Annotated in this window: 12 protein-coding genes; 4 read left to right on the top strand and 8 right to left on the bottom strand. The window is 65.1% G+C overall.

Annotated features, from left to right (window positions below; all coding sequences use genetic code 11):
• Entirely contained in the window at nucleotides 1-1,683 is a 1,683-nt protein-coding gene (locus tag ELS24_RS08305; RefSeq protein ID WP_127183836.1) for a putative 2-aminoethylphosphonate ABC transporter permease subunit, read from the bottom strand.
• Between the two features lie 99 nt (nucleotides 1,684-1,782).
• Nucleotides 1,783-2,856, bottom strand: a complete 1,074-nt coding sequence (locus tag ELS24_RS08300; RefSeq protein WP_127183835.1) for a putative 2-aminoethylphosphonate ABC transporter ATP-binding protein — start codon at nucleotides 2,854-2,856, stop codon at nucleotides 1,783-1,785.
• A gap of 147 nt (nucleotides 2,857-3,003) precedes the next feature.
• Here ELS24_RS08300 and ELS24_RS08295 point away from each other — a divergent pair, with 147 nt between their 5' ends.
• Nucleotides 3,004-3,867, top strand: coding sequence for a LysR family transcriptional regulator (locus ELS24_RS08295; protein WP_127186276.1), 864 nt, complete (start codon nucleotides 3,004-3,006; stop codon nucleotides 3,865-3,867).
• A gap of 54 nt (nucleotides 3,868-3,921) precedes the next feature.
• Nucleotides 3,922-4,491, top strand: coding sequence for a phosphonate degradation HD-domain oxygenase (locus tag ELS24_RS08290; RefSeq protein ID WP_050446061.1), 570 nt, complete (start codon nucleotides 3,922-3,924; stop codon nucleotides 4,489-4,491).
• Between the two features lie 77 nt (nucleotides 4,492-4,568).
• Here ELS24_RS08290 and ELS24_RS08285 read toward each other — a convergent pair whose 3' ends face one another.
• Together ELS24_RS08285 and ELS24_RS08280 are read right to left on the bottom strand one after the other, a co-directional pair.
• Nucleotides 4,569-5,435, bottom strand: a complete 867-nt coding sequence (locus ELS24_RS08285) for a sulfurtransferase (protein ID WP_127183834.1) — start codon at nucleotides 5,433-5,435, stop codon at nucleotides 4,569-4,571.
• A 31-nt stretch (nucleotides 5,436-5,466) separates the two neighbouring features.
• The gene (locus ELS24_RS08280; protein ID WP_050446063.1) at nucleotides 5,467-6,321 is read right to left on the bottom strand and encodes a DMT family transporter; all 855 of its coding nucleotides are present in this window, start codon (nucleotides 6,319-6,321) and stop codon (nucleotides 5,467-5,469) included.
• 152 nt (nucleotides 6,322-6,473) lie between these two features.
• Between ELS24_RS08280 and htpX the strand changes: the two genes are divergently transcribed.
• Entirely contained in the window at nucleotides 6,474-7,355 is an 882-nt protein-coding gene (htpX, locus tag ELS24_RS08275) for a protease HtpX (RefSeq protein ID WP_127183833.1), read from the top strand.
• A gap of 85 nt (nucleotides 7,356-7,440) precedes the next feature.
• Here the strand turns inward: htpX and ELS24_RS08270 are convergent, their stop codons facing one another.
• Nucleotides 7,441-8,832 carry an L-serine ammonia-lyase gene (locus ELS24_RS08270; RefSeq protein ID WP_050446065.1) on the bottom strand — a complete coding sequence of 464 codons (1,392 nt, stop codon included), beginning with the start codon at nucleotides 8,830-8,832 and terminating at the stop codon, nucleotides 7,441-7,443.
• Nucleotides 8,833-9,007: 175 nt separating this feature from the next.
• Here ELS24_RS08270 and ELS24_RS08265 point away from each other — a divergent pair, with 175 nt between their 5' ends.
• Nucleotides 9,008-10,669 carry a Na/Pi cotransporter family protein gene (locus tag ELS24_RS08265; protein WP_050446066.1) on the top strand — a complete coding sequence of 554 codons (1,662 nt, stop codon included), beginning with the start codon at nucleotides 9,008-9,010 and terminating at the stop codon, nucleotides 10,667-10,669.
• A 74-nt stretch (nucleotides 10,670-10,743) separates the two neighbouring features.
• On the opposite strand, the gene ELS24_RS08260 is transcribed toward ELS24_RS08265, so the two are convergent.
• From ELS24_RS08260 to polA, 3 genes are all read right to left on the bottom strand, one after another.
• On the bottom strand, nucleotides 10,744-11,532 hold the full coding sequence (locus ELS24_RS08260) for a dienelactone hydrolase family protein (protein ID WP_127183832.1): 789 nt from the start codon (nucleotides 11,530-11,532) through the stop codon (nucleotides 10,744-10,746).
• A gap of 76 nt (nucleotides 11,533-11,608) precedes the next feature.
• Nucleotides 11,609-12,448 (bottom strand): ZIP family metal transporter, encoded by an 840-nt coding sequence (locus tag ELS24_RS08255; protein WP_050446068.1) that lies wholly within the window; start codon nucleotides 12,446-12,448, stop codon nucleotides 11,609-11,611.
• 117 nt (nucleotides 12,449-12,565) lie between these two features.
• Entirely contained in the window at nucleotides 12,566-15,283 is a 2,718-nt protein-coding gene (gene polA / locus ELS24_RS08250; protein ID WP_127183831.1) for a DNA polymerase I, read from the bottom strand.
• Nucleotides 15,284-15,307: the final 24 nt, after the last annotated feature.

The following is a 15,307-nucleotide window of genomic DNA, read 5'->3' as shown; positions in this document are numbered from 1 at the left end:
TCAAAGGGCCACGGGCCGGCGCCATGCCTGGCTGCGCGCGACCAGCGCGCGGCTTGCCAGATGCAGCAACAGGGCCGCCGTGGCGGAACTGGCCATGATCACCGTGCACATGGCGGCGGCCGGGCCGATGAAGCCGGCGTCGTCCATGTTGAGCACGGCGACGGCGGCCAGCACCGTGGACGGGCTGTACAGGAACACCACGGCCGACACGGTCGTCATGGCGGAAACAAACAGGTAGCGGGCAACGTCCAGCGCGGCGGGCAGGCACATGGGCAGCGTGACCCGCAGGAACGTCGTCATGCGCGGCACCTTCAACGACGCGGACGCGGCTTCGAACTCGGGATCCAGGGCGTTCAACGCGGTGGCCGCCGTCAGATGCGCGCTGGTGTAGAAGTGGACCACCGTGCACAGGACCAGCAGCGGCATCGTGCCGTACAGCAGGTTCAGCGGGTTCATCAGGCTGTTGAAGAAGAAGATGTAGCCCAACCCCAGCACCAGGCCCGGCACGGCCATCGGCATCAAGGCCAGCATGCTGACCGTGGCGCGCAGGCCGCGCGCCACCGAGCCGCGCGCCGGCACTTTTTCCATCATCCAGGCGCCCACGAACACCACGGCCGTGCCGATCAAGGCGGTCCAAAGCGCCAGTTGCAGGCTGTTGCGCCAGGCCAGCCAGCCGCCCCCGTCCATGTTGTCGAAGTCATAGGAACGCAGCGACATCGACAGGTTGTACGGCCACATCTTCACGAACGAGGCCCAGACGGCCACGCCGATGATCAGCAGCAGGAAGGCGGCCAGCACGCCGGCCAGCAGCAGGAACGCGGCATCGCGGCGTCGGTTGGCGCCTGCTGCGTAGGGCTGGGCGCGCCCGCTCATCTGCGCACCCTGACGGGCACGCAGGCGGCGGTCCAGCACAAAGGTCAGCAAGGCGGGCAGCAAGAGCAAAATGCCGATGGCCGCGCCCTTGGGAAAGTTCTGCTGTCCGACGACGGCCTTGTAGGCTTCCATGGCCAGCACGTTGTAGTCGCCGCCCACCACTTTGGGAACGCCGAAATCGGTAACGGTCAGCGTGAACACCACGCAGCAGGCCGAGAACACGGCATAGCGTGTGCCGGGCAAGGTCACGGTCAGGAAGGTGCGCCACGGGCCCGCGCCCATGGCACGTGCCGCGTCGTACAGCCGCCCATCGGCCAGCGTCAGTCCGGTCAGCAGAATCATCAGCGCATGCGGAAACGTGTAGAAGGCCTCGCCCACCACAATGCCCCAGAAGCCGTAGATGGTGGCGCCCCCCGTCAGGCCCTTGAGCAGGCCCTGATTGCCCAGCAGATAGATCAGCGCAATGCCGGGCAACAGCGAGGGCGCCAGCAAGGGCAGCAAGGCGATGGTGCGCAGCAGGCCCTTGCCCGGCAAGCGCGTGCGGGTCAGGCCGTAGGCGAAACCATAGGCGCACGGCACTACCAGCAGCATCGTCACCACGCCCACGGTCAGGCTGCGCCCGACCATGGCAAGAAAGCCATCCGCGCCGATGATGCCGGACACGACCGACAGGCCGGCCCAGGCGCCTTCGCTGTCGGTCACGGACTTGGCCAGGATGGCCAGCAGCGGCAGCGCCAGGAACAGCACCAGAAACAACACCAGCGCACCCTGCCCCGCCGTCAGGCCCAGCGAGCCTATCCAGGCAGGCATGGGGCGGCGGCCCAAAGCGGGCACGGCCGGCGCGGAGGCTGAAGCGGCGGAGGGGTAGGGGTGAGTTCGGCCACGGAAGGCGATCCGGTCACGGTGGAATCAAGCGTAGGCGCGAATCGCATGGCGCGGCAGCTCCACCCAGCAACGGCTGGCGGCGTGAGGGCCCAACAGGGCGTCTCCGATTTCAGGGGACACGATGGAATGCACGGTGGAGCCGGGCACGCCTTCCAGGCGCAAGGCCAGGCGATAGCCCCGGCCCAGGAATACGCCGTCCAGCACATCGGCCAGCATCGAGTTGGGTTCTTCCGAGCGCGCCATGCTGACGCGCACCGCTTCCGGGCGCACGAACAACTTGCCGGACTTGCCGTCCAGCGCCTCGTCCACGGCCAGTTCCTGGCGGCCGACGCGGGCGCGATGGGTGTCGATGCGTTCGAACGGCAGCCAGTTCGCCTCGCCCACGAAATCGGCGATAAAGGCCGATGCCGGCTGGCGGTAGAGTTCGCGCGGCGTCCCGAATTGTTCAATGACGCCGCCGTTCATGACGGCGATGCGGTCGGCCATCACCATGGCCTCTTCCTGGTCATGCGTCACCATCAGCGTCGTGATCGACAAACGCTTTTGCAGCGCGCGCAATTCAATCCGCAGGTGCTCGCGCACCCGGGCATCCAGCGCCGACATGGGTTCGTCCAGCAATAACAGGGACGGCGACGGCGCCAATGCGCGCGCCAAAGCCACGCGCTGCTGCTGGCCGCCGGAGATCTGTCCGGGGTATTTGTCCGCCGCGCCCGCCAGGCCCACCAGGCTCAGCATTTCCTCGACGCGGTTGGCGACGTGGTTGCGGTGGGCGCGCTTGCCGCTCAAACCATAGGCTACGTTCTGGGCCACGGTCAGGTTGGGAAACAGCGCGTAGGACTGAAACAGGATGCCGTAGTCGCGCTCTTGCGGCTCGGCATAAGAAATATCGCGGCCCGACAACACGATTGCACCGCTGTCCTGGCGTTCCAGGCCGGCGATGGCGCGTAGCAGCGTGGTCTTGCCGCAGCCGGAAGGGCCCAGCAGGCACACCAGTTCTCCGGCGCGGATATCCAGCGAGACGTCGGCCAGCGCGGTGTGGCTGCCAAAACGCTTGACCAGATTTCTAACTGTGAGGAAGGCGCGATCGGGTTGGGGCATGCTGCCTCCGGACTGGGAACGAAGCCAGTATGGAAGGCGCGTATTGAGCGTTTATGACACTTCGCGCAAATGCAGTAATAAAAACATCAAATTATTTTGGTGTACTGGCGGTCTTGCGCATTGCGTCCCTTTCCCGCCCCCCTCATCGTGCTTGTCGCCGAACTCAAATCCTTCTACGCCGTGGCCCGCTGCGGCACCGTCACCAAGGCCGCCGCCCAACTGGGTGTCAGCCAACCGACCGTGACGGGGCAGTTGCGTCAGCTGGAATCGCGCTACGGCATTGAACTGTTCCACCGGCAGGGCCGCGGCATGCGGCTGTCGGACGCGGGGCAAAGCCTGATGCCCATGGTGGAAAAGCTGGTGCAGCAGGAAACCGAGATCGATTTCCGCCTGCGCGACGCCAGCGACCTGCGCGAAGGCAATCTGCGCATTGGCGCCACCGGCCCCTTCTACATCATGGATACGGTGCGTCGCTACAACCAGCGCTACCCGGGGATCGACCTGGCGGTCACCATCGGGAATTCGCAGTCGATGCTGCAAGCGCTGCACGACTATCGCATCGAGATTGCCACGTCTTCCTTTCTGATGGATGACAAACACCTGTACCGCAGGATGATCGCGGCTGATCCGATCCGCGTGGTCACCCATCGGGACCATCCGCTGGCGCGGCGCGGGCAGGTTCGGCTGGCCGATCTGGCCGAGCACGCCCTGCTGCTGCGCGAACCCGGCTCCATGACGCGCCAGTTGACCGAGGACGCGCTGGCGGCAGCCGGCGTCAGCGTGCGCCGCACGCTGGAGATCGGCAGCCGGGAATCCATCCGGCAAGCCATTCTGTGCGGTTTGGGGATCAGCCTGATCCCCTCGCGTGAAATCCCGTCCCACCCCGATCTGGCGGCCCTGGACATCCAGGGCGCCGAGATCGTGATGCACGAATACCTGTACTGCCTGCGCGAGCGCCAACCGGTGCAGTTGATCGCGCGCTTTCTGGAGATGGCGCCGGCAGCCGGCTGACCGTTACGGCTCACTGCCCGCCCCCTCCCCCTTGCGGCCACTCAGGAGACAACCATGGCCTTGACCTTGCAAGACATCGAACAGATTTTCCTGGAACGTGGACACCGTTCCTACCATGGCGAGTCCGTCAGCCATTTGCGGCATGCGCTGCAAACGGCATCGCTGGCGGAACGCCATGGCGCCAACGCTTCGCTGATTACCGCCTGCCTGCTGCATGACCTGGGCCACCTGATCGCCGACCGCCCCGGCACCCCCACCCTGCGCGGCGTCGACGACAAGCACCAGTATTTCGTGCTGCCGTTTCTGCGCGGGCTGTTCAGCTCGGCCGTGCTGGATCCGATCCGCCTGCATGTGGAGGCCAAGCGTTACCTTTGCTATGTCGAGCCGCAATACGAAGCGTCACTGTCGGAGGATTCCAAGCGCAGCCTGGCGCTGCAAGGGGGCAGCTTCGATGCGGGCCAGGCGGTGGATTTCGCCAGCATGCCGGGCGCGCCCGATGCGATCCGCCTGCGCCGCTGGGACGATATGGCCAAGGTTCCGGGGCTGGCAACGCCCCCGTTGGACCACTTTCTTGAAATCGCGGAAAGCGTGTCCGGGCGGATCAAGCTGGCGGCGATCTGGTAGCGCGGGCAACCTGGCACGGCACGGTCAAGACGAAAAAAAGCCAGGGTGCAAGCCCTGGCTTTGTGGCGCCGCGCGCCTCAGGCGCCCTTGGCCACCGGGCGCGACGGGTCACTGCACCACTCGCTCCACGAGCCGGGGTACAGCCGCGAACCCGACAGGCCGGCGATTTCCATGGCCAGCAGATTGTGGCAGGCGGTAATGCCCGAGCCGCATTGGTGCACGATGACACCAGGGTCGCGGCCGCCAAGCAGGCCAGCGAATTCCGCGCGCAGTTGCTCGGCGGACTTGAAGCTTCCGTCGGCTTGCAGGTTTTCGCCGTTGGGCCGGTTGAGCGCGCCGGGGATGTGACCGGCCACCGGATCCATGGGTTCGACTTCGCCGCGATAGCGGTTGGCGGCGCGCGCGTCAATCACGGTAAAGGCGGGCCGGTCGATATTGTCCAGCACGGCCTGCGCGTCAACCGAAGCGACCAGCGGCGCGCCGGGTTCAACGGGCTGGCCCGCACGCACGGCCGGGGCGGCATCGGTTGTGGTCGGCAGCCCGGCCGCCACCCAGGCCTGCCAGCCGCCGTCCAGCACCACCACGCGCTCGTGGCCCAGCCAGCGCAGCATCCACCACAGGTGCGCCGCGTACATGCCGCCGCTGGCGTCATAAGCCACCACCAGCGTTTGCGGCGTCACGCCATGGGCGGCCATCAGCGCGCCAAGCTCCGCGCGCGTGGGTAGCGGATGACGACCATTCTTGCCGGTGCGCGGCGCGGCCAGCTCGGTTTCGTGGTCCAGGTAACGCGCGCCGGGGATGTGGCCGGCATCGTATGCCTGGCGACCCGCCGCGTGGTTGGTCAGGTCGTGACGCACGTCGAAGACGCGGATGTCGGAAGCGCCAGGCCCTGAGGCGTCAAGCCGGCCCGCCAGATCGGCGGCGGAAATCAGTGTCATCGTCATTCGGTGTGCTCCTGTCTAGCGGGTTTGTCCGTCAGGCCGGCTTGGGGTCGCGCATGGTGCGCCATACCGACAACAGGCCCGCGGAAATGATCAAGCCCATGCCGGCCCAGGCCAGACCATCCAGGTGGTCGCCCCAAAAGCCCATGCCCAGCAAGGCCGCGAAAATAATGGTGCTGTATTGCAGCGCCGCCGTCAGCAGCGCCGAGCCCACGCCAAAAGCCCGCGTCATGGCAAGCTGGCCGAACATGCCCGCTACGCCCACGCCCACCAGCGACGCATAGCCCTGCCAGTCCGCCACGCCCCAACCTTCGAACCACAGCCCGACGACGCTGGACACGCAGACCGCCACGGAAAAGAACAGCACGGTGCGCCATTCGGGTTCGCCGATCCGGCCCAGTTGGCGAATCTGCATCATGGCGACCGCCGACATGGCGCCCGCCCCCATCCCCATCAGCGCCGCCAGCCATTGGTCGTCGGTGATGCTCGGCCGCAACACGGCGATCACACCCAGGAAACCCAAGGCCACGGCAATGATGCGGACGGGGTCGCGCTGCGCGCCGCCCCAGCCCAACATCCAACAGGCAATGAACAGCGGTGCGGTGTAGTTCAGGCTGGTCGCGGTGGCCAGCGGCAGGTGCGAGATGGCGAAGAACCCCAGCCACATCGACGTCACGCCGGACAAGTTGCGCCACAAGTGCAGCTTCCAACTGGTCGGAACGATGGATTGGCGGCCGGCGCGCGCCCACAGCAGCAAGAGAAGAACGGAAGGCAGCCCACGAAAAAGCACGATCTGCGGCAACGAGGCGCCGTGTTCGGTGCCGAACTTCACGAACGACCCCATGATGGCGAACATGGCGGACGCCAACAACATCCAGAGAGCCTGCATTGGGGTTCTGCGCTAAGGGAAAAGTGGGGGGAACTAGGGGAAAGCGATACTATACTCTTCGCCATCGGGAGCGGTGCCGGCGAGTCGGGGAACTGGCGGGCCGCCGTCATGTCGAACCCGGGCATTTCCCGCTCGCAGAGGAACACAAAAACATGAAACGCATTGCCTTGTTCATCATCACCAACCTGGCCGTCATGCTCGTGCTGTCGGCCACGCTGCGCATCCTGGGCGTAGACCGCTACATCACGGCCAACGGCCTGAACCTGAACGCGCTGCTGATCTTCTCGGTGGTGGTGGGTTTCACAGGCGCGATCATCTCGCTCCTGATCAGCAAGCCGATGGCTAAGTGGAGCACCGGCGCTCAAGTGCTGGACCCGAATGCGCCGCGCAGCCAGCGCGAAGCCTGGCTGCTCGACACCGTGCACCAACTGGCCGACCGCGCCGGCATCGGCCGTCCGGAAGTCGCCATCTACGAAGGCGCGCCCAATGCGTTCGCCACCGGCGCATTCAAGAACGACTCGCTGGTCGCCGTGTCGACCGGCCTGCTGGAAAGCATGAGCGAAGAGGAAGTGGCTGCCGTGCTGGCGCACGAAGTGGCCCACATCGCCAACGGCGACATGGTCACGCTGACCTTGATCCAGGGCGTGGTGAACACGTTCGTCGTGTTCCTGGCCCGCGTGGTCGGCTACTTCATCGACCGCGTGGTGTTCAAGAATGAACGCGGCATCGGCCCGGGCTACTACATCACCGTGCTGGTCTGTGAAATCATCTTCGGCGTGCTGGCCTCGATCATCGTGGCCTGGTTCTCTCGCCAACGCGAATACCGCGCCGACGCCGGTTCGGCCCAGTTGATGGGCGCGCGCGAACCGATGATCCGCGCGCTGGCCCGCCTGGGCGGCCTGGAGCCGGGCGACCTGCCCAAGTCCTTTGAAGCCTCGGGCATCACCGGCCGTGGCGGCCTGGCTGCCATGTTCGCCTCGCACCCGCCGATTCCGTCGCGCATCGCCGCGTTGCAGAACGCCCGCGTGGTCTGACACCGCCCGGTTGGCAGGCAGAAAAAAGTCCCTCAGCCGAGGGACTTTTCTTTTGCAGGTTCCGCAGGGAGCATCCCCCCTGCCATCAGCACTCGACGATGTTCACCGCCAGGCCGCCGCGCGCGGTTTCCTTGTACTTCGTCTTCATGTCGGCCCCGGTTTCGCGCATGGTCTTGATGACCGAATCCAGCGACACATAGTGCTGACCGTCGCCACGCAGCGCCATCCGGGCCGCGTTCACGGCTTTGATGGACGCCATGGCGTTGCGCTCGATACAGGGGATTTGCACCAAGCCGCCCACGGGGTCGCAGGTCAGGCCCAGGTTGTGTTCCATGCCGATTTCAGCGGCGTTCTCAACTTGCTCGACCGAGCCGCCCAGCGCCGCGGCCAAACCGCCAGCGGCCATCGAACAGGCCACGCCCACTTCGCCCTGACAGCCCACTTCGGCGCCCGACAGCGACGCGTTGTACTTGTACAGCAAGCCTATCGCCGCGGCGGTCAGCAGGAATTCCCGCACGCCGTCGTGGTTGGCGCCGGGAACGAAGCGGTCGTAATAGTGCAGCACCGCGGGAATGATGCCCGCCGCGCCGTTGGTGGGCGCCGTGACGACCCGGCCACCGGCGGCGTTCTCTTCGTTGACCGCCATGGCGTAAAGGTTGACCCAGTCCATGACCGACAGCGGATCCGACAGGGTGCGCTCGGCGCGCTGGGTCAGGTTGCGATAAAGCTCGGGCGCCCGGCGGCGTACCCGCAACGGGCCGGGCAGTTCGCCGTCGGCTTCGGGGTAGTTGATGCCGCAACCGCGGGCCACGCAGTCCTGCATCACTTGCCAGATACGGTCCAGCCCGCTGTGCGTGTCCGATGCCTCGCGCCAGGTGAGCTCGTTCTGCATCATCAACTGCGCCACCGTCAGACCGTTCTCGCGGCACATGGTCAGCAATTCGCGGCCCGAGCGGAACGGGTATGGCAGTTGGTTGTGGGCGGCGATCACCTGGCTGTTGGAAGCCCCCGCCGTCACCACGAAACCGCCCCCGACCGACAGGTAGCGCGATTCACGCAACGACTCGCCGTTGGCGTCGATCGCGTGGAATTTCATGCCGTTGGGGTGCTCGGCCATGGCTTCGCGCCGATAGAACACCATGTGTTCCTTTTCGACGAAAGCCACGGGGTAGCGGCCCAGCAGCGGCAGTTGGCGGCTGGCGCGCACCGACGCGATCATGCCTTCAATGGCGGCCGGGTCTACCGTGTCGGGGGCTTCGCCCATCAACCCCAGCAGCACGCCCTTGTCGGTGCCGTGCCCCTTGCCCGTGGCGCCCAGCGAACCGTAGAGTTCGGCGCGCACATGCGCAACCCGGGGAATCAGGCCGTCGCGTTCCAGGCCCTGCGCGAACAGCAAGGCGGCCCGCATCGGCCCCACCGTATGGGAACTAGACGGGCCTATGCCAATCTTGAACAGATCAAATACGGAAACGGCCACGCCACACACTCCAATACATCAACGAATAGTCAGGCAATGATACGCGCTGGCAACACCGCGCGCAGGAAACCTGGCCAGCGTATGCTGTATCGCTGCCGCGGGTTTCGCCACCCCGGCAGGCATGCGATCATTACAAAATTATTACTTGTCATAAAAAGAACGGGAACACCCCTGGATGTCTGGTCTTATCACCCTGCTTGACTTCGCCGGCTACGTCGCCCTGCTCCTGTGGGGCGTGCACATGGTCCAAACCGGTGTCCAGCGTGCCTTCGGCGCGGCTCTGGGTGCGGCGCTGGGCCGAGCCCTGGGCACACGCTTGCGCGCTTTCGCGGCAGGCCTGGGCATTACTGCCGCCTTGCAAAGCAGCACGGCCACGGGCCTGATGATCACCGGTTTCGCCGCGGGCGGCGTGGTCGGCCTGGTGCCGGCCTTGGCCGCGATGCTGGGCGCCAACGTTGGCACCACGCTGATCGTGCAACTGCTGTCGTTCGACCTGACCTCGCTTGCCCCCATTCTTATTCTTGCCGGCGTCTGGCTGTTCCGCCGCTATCCGCCTGGACGCACCCGCGACCTGGGCCGGGTATTCATCGGCCTGGGGCTGTTGTTGCTATCCCTGCATCAGTTGGTCGAGCTTTTTCAGCCCTTCCAGACCGCCCCGATGCTGGGCATGATTCTGGACGCGCTGGCCACCCAGCCGGTGGCCGCCGTGCTGCTGTCGGCCGCCTTCACCTGGGCCGCGCACTCCAGCGTGGCGGTGGTGGTGCTGGTAATGTCCCTGGCAAGCCATCACATGGTGGCGCCCCACGTGGCCTTTGCGCTGGTGCTGGGTGCCAACCTGGGCACCGCCATCAACCCGATGATCGAAGGCGTGACCGGCGACGACCCCGCCGCCCGCCGCCTGCCCTTGGGCAACCTGCTGACTCGGGTGCTGGGCGTGCTGGCCGGGCTGATGCTGCTGCCGGTGCTGCAACCGCTGATGAGCGACATGGCCAGCGACCCGGCACGCGCCGTCGCCAATTTCCACACACTGTTCAACGCGGTCATCGCACTGCTGTTCCTGCCGTTGCTGACGCCTTACGCGGCGCTCTTGACCCGTTGGTTGCCCAAACGGGCCGACCCCAACGACCCGTCTCGCCCGCAGTACCTGGATGAATGGGCGCATGACGTGCCGGCGGTGGCGCTGGGCAACGCGGCGCGCGAAGCCCTGCGCATGGCCGACATGCTGCAAACCTTGCTGCTGTACGCCCGCGCCGGTTTCAAGCGCGACAACCGTCACCGCATGGTGCAGGCGCGTCAGTTGGACGCCGCGCTGGACAAGCTGGAAAACGCCATCACCACCTACCTGGCCACGCTGGACCAGGAAAACATGACGCGCGACGACGTCCAGCGCATGGATGACATTCTGGCCTTTGCCAGCAACATCGGCCATGCCGGCGACATCGCCCACCACGGGCTGTTGAGCCATGTGGCCAAGCTGCGCAAGCAAGGTTGGGTGTTTTCACCCGAGCAACGCGCCAGCCTGGACGAGACGCTAGGCCAATTGATTGCCAACCAGCGTCAGGCCGCCGCGCTCTTCGTCAACGACGACCTGCGCCAGGCGCGCGCCCTGGCCGGTGAAAAGGCGCGCTTTCGCACGATCGAGATACAAGCGGCCGACACGCACTTGCAAAAGATCAAGTCGGGCGAGGTCGATGCCGCCGAAGTCGGCGCGCTGTATCTGGACATTCTGCGCGACATGAAGGGCATCAACTCGCACCTGGTGGGTGCGGCCGCGTACCCGCTGCTGGCCCGCCATGGGGAGTTGTTGCCCAGCCGCCTGAGAGAAGCGGGCAACTAAGCGGGCAACTAAGCAGGAAACAAAGCTGGAAACAAAGCGGGGTACACAGCCCCCGCCAAACGGCGCCTATCGGCTTACAGGTAGCGCTGGAACCACGCCAGCATGCGAGTCCAGCCATCCTTGGCGGCCTCGGGCTTGTAGCTGGCGCGGTAGTCCGCCAGGAAGGCATGGTCAGCGTCCGGGTACACCACGAACTCCGATTGCTTGGCCGCGGCGTTGCCAGCCGCCAGCTTCGTCTTCATGGTCTCGATGTCGGCCAGCGGGATGCTGGCATCCAGGGCGCCGTACAGGCCCAGCACCGGCGCGTGCAGGTCGTTGACCACGTCGAACGCCACGCGCTTGATCAGCGGGCCATGGCCCACGCTCAGCTTGCCGTACCAGGCCACCGCCGCCTTGACGTCGGGGTTGTGCGCGGCGTACATCCAGGTCAGGCGGCCGCCCCAGCAAAAGCCGGTGATGGCCACGCGCTTGGCATCGCCGCCGTTGTCCGCGGCCCAGGCCACACTGGCGTCCAGGTCAGCAAACACCTGCTCGTCGGGCACCTTGCTGACGATGTCGGCAATGAGCTTGGGAATATCGGTGTAGGTGGAAGCGTCGCCCTGACGCTCGTACAGATTGGCGGCAACCGCCAGATAGCCGGCCTTGGCGATACGGCGGCAAAGATCCTTGATGTGCTCGTGCACGCCAAAAATCTCTTGCACCACCAGCACGATAGGCAAGTCGCGGCGCCCTTGCGGCGCGGCGTAATACGCGGCAATGGAACCATCGGCCACGGGCAGCTTGAAGTCTCCGTGGGCCAGACCTTCGGTGTCAGTGTGTATGACGGTGGGGGCGACGTTGCCGGCGGCTGCGGAAAAACTCATGGCGGACTCCTGTGTATGGGTTGGACATCAAGGTGTCCCGTCCGCGCGCGCCCTGGTGCTGGCGGTCGGGCTATGCCTAGTGCGAGTGGCCGTGCTCGGCATGGGGAGCGTCGTGGCCAGCATCGGCGCCGTGCTCGTGCCCATGGTGCATCACGGTCGTCACGCTGTAGATCAGCGCCACGCCCACGCCCACCAGCAATAATTGCGGGACGGCATCCGAAAGGGACACCCGTTCATGCATCTGCGGCATCAGGTCAGCCACCGAGATATACAGGAAGCTGCTGGCGGCAACCACCAAGACATACGGCACCCAGTCCTGCGCCTGCTGCAGCACAAAGTACCCTATTATGCCGCCCACGGCTGAACACAAGCTGGTGAACAAGATCAGGGAAAAGGCGCGGCGGCGCGCCAGTCCGGCATTCAGCAGCACAACGAAATCGCTCAGCTTGTGCGGCACTTCATGCACGATGATCGACGCCGCGGTCAGTACCCCCAACAGCGGGTCGGTCAGGAAAGCCGCCGCCACCAGAATGCCGTCGCACAGGTTGTGCAAGGAACTTCCGATCAGGATCAACACGCCCCCACGCCCGGCTTCGTGATGATCGTGGCCTTTGTGATGGTGGTGCCCGTCGCCCTCGTGGTGATGGCTATGGCGCAACAGCGCAATCTTTTCCAGCACGAAAAAACCGATCAGCGAGGCCAGCATCAAGCCGAATAGCGTATGCGCATCGGCCACGCCCCCTTCGAAAGCCTCGGGCAACAAATGCAGCAGCGCCACCGACAGCAGCACGCCCACCGACAGGCTGACCATGTGGTGCAGGTACTGGGCGAAAACCTTGTAGGCCAGCCAACTGGCGACAAGGACGGCGATCAGCCCGCCGGTAACGGTGGCAAGAAGTACCCAGAGCAGCAACATGTGGGGGGACGCAATAGAGGCGGGGAGGAAGCGCAACATTATATTGTTGCAATCCTGAAATCGGAAATGGGCCGTCCTAAGACGGCCCACCGGGTTCGCGGGGACAGAACAGCAGGCTTAGTGCGCCTGCTCCCAGTTTTTGCCCATGCCCACTTCAGCCACGAGCGGCACGCGCAGCTCGGCCACCGAACACATCAGGCGCGGCAAGGCTTCCTTGACCACCTCGATCTCGGCGTCCGGCGCTTCCAGCACCAGTTCATCGTGTACCTGCATGATCATGCGGGTCTGCAGCTTTTCCGCTTCCAGCCAGTCCTGCACGGCCACCATGGCCAGCTTGATCAGATCGGCCGCGGTGCCCTGCATGGGCGCATTGATGGCCGCGCGTTCCGCTCCCTGCCGACGCGGACCGGAAGCCCCACGGATTTCCGGCAATTGCAGGCGTCGACCGAACACGGTTTCAACGTAACCTTGCTCGCGGGCGACGCGGCGCGTGTTTTCCATGTACATCGCCACGCCGGGATAGCGGGCGAAATAGCGGTCGATGTAGGCCTGCGCCGCATCGCGCGTGATGCCCAGGTTGGACGCCAGACCGAACACTCCCATGCCGTAGATCAGGCCAAAGTTGATGGCCTTGGCCGCACGGCGCTGGTCGGTCGACACATCCGGCAGCGCCACGCCGAACACCTCGGCAGCGGTCGCGCGGTGAATGTCCTCGCCGGCGGCAAACGCGCGTTGCAAGTTGGCGTCGTCCGACACGTGCGCCATGATGCGCAGTTCAATCTGCGAATAATCGGCCGACAGCAGCATGCCCTGTTCCGCGATGAACGCCTCGCGCACGCGGCGGCCTGCTTCGGTGCGCACGGGAATGTTCTGCAGGTTGGGATCCGACGACGCCAGCCGGCCGGTAATCACAGCCGCCTGCGAGTAGCGCGTGTGGACGCGGCCCGTGGTGGGGTTGATCATGCGCGGCAGCTTGTCCGTGTAGGTGGACTTCAGCTTGGACAGCCCCCGGTATTCCAGCAGCACCTGCGGCAGCGGATAGTCCAGCGCCAGCTTGGTCAGCACGTCTTCGTCGGTGGACGGCGCGCCGCTGGCGGTCTTGCGCACCACCGGCAACTGCATGCGATCAAACAGGATTTCACCCAACTGCTTGGGTGAATTCAGGTTGAAGGGCTGCCCGGCCAATTCATAGGCCTTTTGCTCCAGCCGCAGCATTTCCTGGCCCAGCTTGTGGCTTTGGCGGCCAAGTTCGTCGGCATCCACCTTCACACCATTGCGTTCGATGGTGGTCAGCACCGCCGACACCTTGATTTCCAATTGATAGATGCGGTCAAGCCCTTCGTCGGCCGCCACCATCGGGCGCAGCACGCGATGCAATTGCAAGGTGAAGTCGGCGTCTTCGGCGGCGTAATGCCCCGCCTTGTCCACCGCCACCTCGTCAAAACCGATCTGCTTGGCGCCCTTGCCGCACAGGTCCTCGTACGACACGCCGCTGCGGCCCAGGTAGCGCTGGGCCAGGTCGTTAAGCCCCACGCCACGATGCGATTCCAGCACATAGGCCTCAAGCATCGTGTCGTCGGTAATGCCCGCAAGCTTGATGCCTTCGTTGGCGAACACATGTGCGTCGTACTTGGCGTGATGCAGCAACTTGGCGCGCGAGGCGTCTTCCAGCCACGGCTTCAAGCGCGCCAGCACCTCGGCCTTGGGCAACTGCGTTGCGCCGTCCGGCCCCCGGTGCGCCACCGGGATGTAGCAGGCCACACCCGGCTCGACCGCCAGCGACAGCCCAACCAGCCGGGCCTGCATCTGGTCCAGCGAGGTGGTTTCGGTGTCCAGCGCCACCAGGGGCGCCGCCTGCAGCTTTTCGAACCAGGCGTCGAATTCGGCCCAGTCGGCAATGATGCGGTAATCCAGTTCGGCGGGCGCCTGGGGCACCTCCGCCGCGATGCGGGCGTCACCCGTGGGCACGCGCTCGGCGTCGCCCGTCAGGTCGCGCAGCCAGGTGCGGAAACCGTAGCGTTCATACAGTTCGGTCAGCGTGGCAATGTCGCGTTCGCGCGGTGTCAGGTCGCTGACGTTTTCTACGTGGCCGCTCAGGTCGCAATCGTATTTCACCGTCAGCAATTGGCGCGTCAGCGGGAAATTGGGAATGGCTTCGCGCAAGTTGTTGCCGGCCACGCCCTTGATGCCGTCCGCCCCTTCGACGAGCTTGTCGATGGACCCGAATTCCGTCAGCCATTTGACTGCTGTCTTGGGGCCGACCTTGGTCACGCCGGGGACGTTGTCCACGGTATCGCCCACCAGCATCAGGTAGTCCACGATGCGGTCGGGCGGCACGCCGAACTTGTTGACCACGCCCGGCTCGTCCAGCACTTCGCCCGTCATGGTGTTGACCAGCGTGACGTGGCTGTTGACCAGTTGCGCCAAGTCCTTGTCGCCGGTGGACACGATGGTGTGTACATCGTGTTCGGCGGCGTGCTTGGCCAGGGTGCCGATCACGTCATCCGCTTCCACGCCCTCAATGGCCAGCACCGGCCAACCCAAGGCGCGCACGGCACGGTGGATGGGTTCGATCTGCGCCGCCAGGTCTTCGGGCATGGGCGGACGGTGCGACTTGTACTCGGGATACAGGTCGTCGCGGAAGGTCTTGCCGCGGGCATCGAAAATACATGCGGCATACTCTGCCTTATGATCAGATACCAGCTTGCGCAGCATATTGACCACGCCGTACAGCGCCCCCGTGGGTTCGCCTTGCGCATTGCGCAAATCGGGCATAGCGTGGAAAGCGCGGTACAAGTAGCTTGAACCGTCGACCAGTAATAAGGTTTTTTTCATGGTTAAAAAGGCAGATATGGAAAC

The organism is Achromobacter spanius (assembly GCF_003994415.1).
Classification (GTDB): Bacteria; Pseudomonadota; Gammaproteobacteria; order Burkholderiales; family Burkholderiaceae_B; genus Achromobacter; species Achromobacter spanius_C.
The sequence above is the reverse complement of the archived record's forward strand: the minus strand, read 5'-3'. Positions and strand labels throughout refer to the sequence as shown.

Bases quoted from the DNA above. Each gene is read 5' to 3' on its own strand.
- ELS24_RS08285 (WP_127183834.1), bottom strand. From the start codon at position 5,435: ATGACGATGACACTGATTTCCGCCGCCGATCTGGCGGGCCGGCTTGAC.
- ELS24_RS08280 (WP_050446063.1), bottom strand. From the start codon at position 6,321: ATGCAGGCTCTCTGGATGTTGTTGGCGTCCGCCATGTTCGCCATCATG.
- ELS24_RS08255 (WP_050446068.1), bottom strand. From the start codon at position 12,448: ATGTTGCTGCTCTGGGTACTTCTTGCCACCGTTACCGGCGGGCTGATC.
- ELS24_RS08305 (WP_127183836.1), bottom strand. From the start codon at position 1,683: ATGCCTGCCTGGATAGGCTCGCTGGGCCTGACGGCGGGGCAGGGTGCG.
- htpX (WP_127183833.1), top strand. From the start codon at position 6,474: ATGAAACGCATTGCCTTGTTCATCATCACCAACCTGGCCGTCATGCTC.
- ELS24_RS08260 (WP_127183832.1), bottom strand. From the start codon at position 11,532: ATGAGTTTTTCCGCAGCCGCCGGCAACGTCGCCCCCACCGTCATACAC.
- ELS24_RS08300 (WP_127183835.1), bottom strand. From the start codon at position 2,856: ATGCCCCAACCCGATCGCGCCTTCCTCACAGTTAGAAATCTGGTCAAG.
- ELS24_RS08265 (WP_050446066.1), top strand. From the start codon at position 9,008: ATGTCTGGTCTTATCACCCTGCTTGACTTCGCCGGCTACGTCGCCCTG.
- polA (WP_127183831.1), bottom strand. From the start codon at position 15,283: ATGAAAAAAACCTTATTACTGGTCGACGGTTCAAGCTACTTGTACCGC.
- ELS24_RS08290 (WP_050446061.1), top strand. From the start codon at position 3,922: ATGGCCTTGACCTTGCAAGACATCGAACAGATTTTCCTGGAACGTGGA.